General features: G+C 37.1%; 2 protein-coding genes. Both read right to left on the reverse strand.

The genetic code is table 11. From position 1 onward, the window contains the following. Nucleotides 1–683, reverse strand: a 683-nt coding sequence (locus tag ACH2DQ_RS14690; RefSeq protein ID WP_395027251.1) for a metallophosphoesterase, incomplete at its 3' end; no start/stop codon positions are given. Between the two features lie 206 nt (nt 684–889). Further along, a complete protein-coding gene (locus ACH2DQ_RS14695; RefSeq protein WP_395027253.1) occupies nt 890–4,135 on the reverse strand; it encodes a glycoside hydrolase family 98 domain-containing protein in 3,246 nt (1,081 codons plus the stop codon). Nucleotides 4,136–4,255 lie beyond the last annotated feature (120 nt).

Raw genomic sequence — 4,255 nt, forward strand, 5'->3', positions numbered from 1 at the left:
TGATACAGAAAGCTTTCGGGACGGTGGGTTAGCATAAGCTTAAAGAGATCTGTTTCTTCATAATCCTGTAAAAACAGATAACTGCTTTTTTGTCTGTATTGTCCAGGAGAAACCCCTGCATAGTTAAAGGCATAATCATAGAAACCGCCAATGCGAATTTGCTGATCCTTAACCGTAATATCCAGATAAGTCTGATCCAGATATAAAGCTCCGGCTTGTTCAATATCCTGCTTGAGGTTAATGTATCTGTGGTTGTTAAACATACTGATTTCATGATTGCCGGGACTAAAATACACGGGAGCAATACGCATCAGTTGTCTGATTAAAGAAGTGATATAAGTATCTTCTTCATCGTAAAAATTTACTGCATCACCTAGAATGCATATAAGATCTGGTTCTTGCTTCTCCACTTCCCGGACAAGACGCTTATTATTTTTTCCAAAAGAATGGCTATGTAAATCTGCTAAAGAGATTATTGTAACCGGCTGGTCTATTTTATCTGAATTGTAGCTGTATTCTTTAATGGTAATCTTATTTGCTGAGAGCAAAAATGAGACACCAATATAGATACAGACCATAAAAATAAGAATTAGTATAATGACAAGCTTCCGGTGCTTTTTCTTTGGTTTTCTTTCTGAATTTTTGCTTTTACCCTTCTCTATTTTATTTTCTCTGCTTTTCAAGAAAATTCCTCCGATTTCAATGTGCTGTGTATCTGATAGAAATTAAGTGATTCCTATATGGAATTATTTTACCATATAATTGTGTATCAATCTATAATTTTATGATCAAATATATGAGAAATTGGCTAAAATTCATGAAAATGGAGATTCATGGGGTGAATTATGTTCCGCGCTCATCGCCTCAGTTCTTTTGCAGCATTTAATAATTATGATTTGGCTTTTTTGAAAATAACAGTTGACACCTGTCCTTTATTTTTAAACTTTGATTTATAAGCTGACCATTTTTTGACGGGTATCTGAATATAAGCATTCTTGTTTATTTTCTTTAAAGCATCTTTACCAACTTTTTTTATTACCATAGATTTTATGGTTATTTTTTTCAGCTGTGCACAGCCGCTGAAACTTTGTTTACCGATAGTGGTAATGTTAGAACTTATTGTTACTGAGGTTAGTTTTTTATTGTTTCTGAAGGCATTGTCAGAAATACCTGTAACCTTAAAAGTATAACCATTTACCTTAATTGAGGATGGAATATTTATTTTAGTGTAAGTATTTTTCTTTGGTTTCTCCAGAGTAGCTGACAATTTATTGGTTGACGTATTAGTGATTTTATAAGTAAAATTGCCAACGGTTACTTTTGTTCCTTTTTTATGAATCTGTGGCAGGTCTTTTAACTCTTTAATTGCATTTTCTACAGCTTCCGCAGTCATAGCAACAAGAGACTGCAAGTCAGATTTAGGGCTTATACTTAATAGTTCCTGAGCCGCTTTTACTGTTTTGTCTACGACAGATAGCGATTGTCTGGTATATTTGTTACGATCCAGCTTATTTGCTTTAGCAATTGAACTGGTTAAAGCAGATACATCAGCTTTTTTCTCAGGCTGTACAATCTTTTCTTTCAGGTTATTAATAGAAGATGCCAAAATTTGTACAGTATTATTAACGGCTGCCTGCTGATCTATGTCTGGATTTATCTTGACTATACGTTCTGCTTCTGATAATGCCTTATCAAATGAGACTAATGATTCTGGCTGGTATTTTGTGCGGTCTATGGATTTTGCCAGCGTAATTCCTGTTATTAAAACACTTAGGTCAGCTGGTTTTTTTACCAAAGCTTTTATAGCATTTTGAATGGCTGTTTCTGCATGATCTACGGTTTCCTGCAATACATTTCCTGGCAGAGAAACAATTAATCTGTTTGCATTTGAAAGGGCGTTGTCCAAGTCACTTAAGGAAGCAGCAGTGTATTTTTCACGTTTTATTTTTTGCGCATCTTCTAAAGCTTTGAGAAGGTGATCGGTATTAAGCGGGTCGGATGGCGATGATTTGACAATTTTAAAATCCATATAACCATTTGCTTTTAATTCTAAAGTATATTCTCCTGTACTTTCATTCCAGATTTCCTTAGGTGTGTCGTATTGATTTTGTAATCCTGTAAGATTTTGAATTTCAGGTTTGTTTTTCAAACCTTTAAATGTTATTGAGGCATTTTTGAATTCATTATCCCTGGTTTTTTCTTTAGGTATATAGTTTTCTAAGAGATAGTTCTGGAATAATAAGTTATTATCCCCATCCCAACGTTGTGTGTAGTTTTCCCAGATATCGCTTTTATCCACAAAATAGTTATTGAAGTTTATGGTAACCTCTTCATCCGTTTCAATGAGGTTTATATAAGTATATGGATCGAATGTTATATGAATCCCATTGCTGAACATTGAGTTTTTGAGATCTGTGCTCTGAACCAGGGACTCCACAGGATAACCAGTCCATCGGTTATTGTAAACAAACCAGTAATTATCAATTTTTTGTGCATAAGCATTACCGCTGGCGTTTTCCTCATAGAACTGGTTGAAATATTCCTGTACTGCTTTTTGCGTAGCGGTATCTTTACCCGATTTTACCTCTTCTAATGTATTTTTCTTGAATTTTTCCAATACGCTGTCTTTATTTAAAATCTGTATACCATTTTCGATAAAAATTCTCTTATCATCAACCGTTACTAACGCCGGAATAGAAGGAATGATTCCATATCTACCAGTCAGCTGCATCATCAGCATTTCATTTTCGTCAGTTCTGTCGCCTTTATGATATAAATTTCCATCTCCATATAAGGCTTTTATTAAGTTTACACCAGACTCAGCAGTTTTGTTCAGTGTACCTTTGCTGGAATCAAATGCAACTTTAGTACGGCTCATTACTTCATCTCTGCTCTGGCTGTGATTGGCAATAATATAGTCCATAGCCTGAACAATTGCATGATCAAAAGCTGGTGTCGTATAAGCCGGCTCATTTTCATTTCTGGCAATTGCGGTACTGTAAAAAGGATGCTCAAAGGAAAATACGGCAGCACCTGAATTAGCTTCGGTAATCATCCGAATTGGGTAATTTAATTCTGGGAATGAAAACGGGTGGCGGCATTCTTCTCCTCCGCCTAGTCGTTCTATCCGATTTTCACGGAAGGGATCATTGTAATAGTAGAGATCCCACCACTGCCATGAATCAATCAGGGAACCCCAGTTTCCGGCATACCCGCTTAGCCAGGTACCCATGGCAACGCTCTGGTAAGAGTTGTATCCTGCAGGACTCCATTGACTGGTATATTTGGGCATGATAATGAAGTTATCCCTGTATTTTTTTGCTGCATCCATAAGTTTAGGATTTTTTAAAGTGCTTTCCATATATTCATCATAGTTGTTTGTATCTGCAAAAATAACATATCCGCCGTATTCAGCTGACAGTTCCAATTTGGATGCTATCTCTTCACTGCGGTAACCGCCGTGATTTTGCCATACAGATGCATGGTTTTCAGAGTAAGCAACACCCAGCATATTAGGATATTGCTCATACATTTGAGCCAGCCAATTGTTATCAAAGGGATGATCCGTATAGGAATTAGATATCATTAAGAAAAAAGGTATCTGGTCTGCTACCGTCTTTTCCATTTCCATTGTATACCATCTTCTGATGTCTGCGTTATCATTGATTTCACCGCCTGCATGGATCAGGATTGCCTGATACTGCTTGGTTTCCGGAGTCATGGCGTTATCCAGGCTGTCCCAAAATGACTGTATGTTCAGTCCGCCCTGAAGAGAATCCGGTCCCTGGCCCAGGTTTTCCGGATTAGATTGCCGGTACAGGTGATGGAAAAAAAGGGGGTGGGAACTGTCAATAACTCTTCTGAGTTCGCCGATCTGCATGGATTTAACCTCTAAGGAAAAGGACTCTGTCAAATCATTTGCGGATACAGTAATTTGTGTTTTTCCATCGGACAGAGCGGTGATCAGACCTTTCTCGTCTATTTTGGCTACCGAATTGTCGCTGCTCACAAAAGAAAGATCCTTTGCAAATACCTGAAAATCTCCTTTCTTTAGAGATACCTCTAACTGTTCAGTGTCATTCACTTTCATCTTGCTTATGCTATTTTTGATTTCCAGACTGTCTGCTGTTACCATGGTTTGGTCAGTGGTGTAAGCCAGTGCATCCAATTCGATAAAATTTATATTATGAGCGCTGTTAGGTGGACCTTGGCTTTCAATTATAAATGTATGTTCTCCATAAGGTATCCCAACTAA

This window comes from Robinsoniella sp. (assembly GCF_034124845.1).

Coding starts and splice junctions, on each gene's coding strand:
- ACH2DQ_RS14695 (WP_395027253.1), bottom strand. CDS start 4,135: ATGGTAACAGCAGACAGTCTGGAAATCAAAAATAGCATAAGCAAGATG.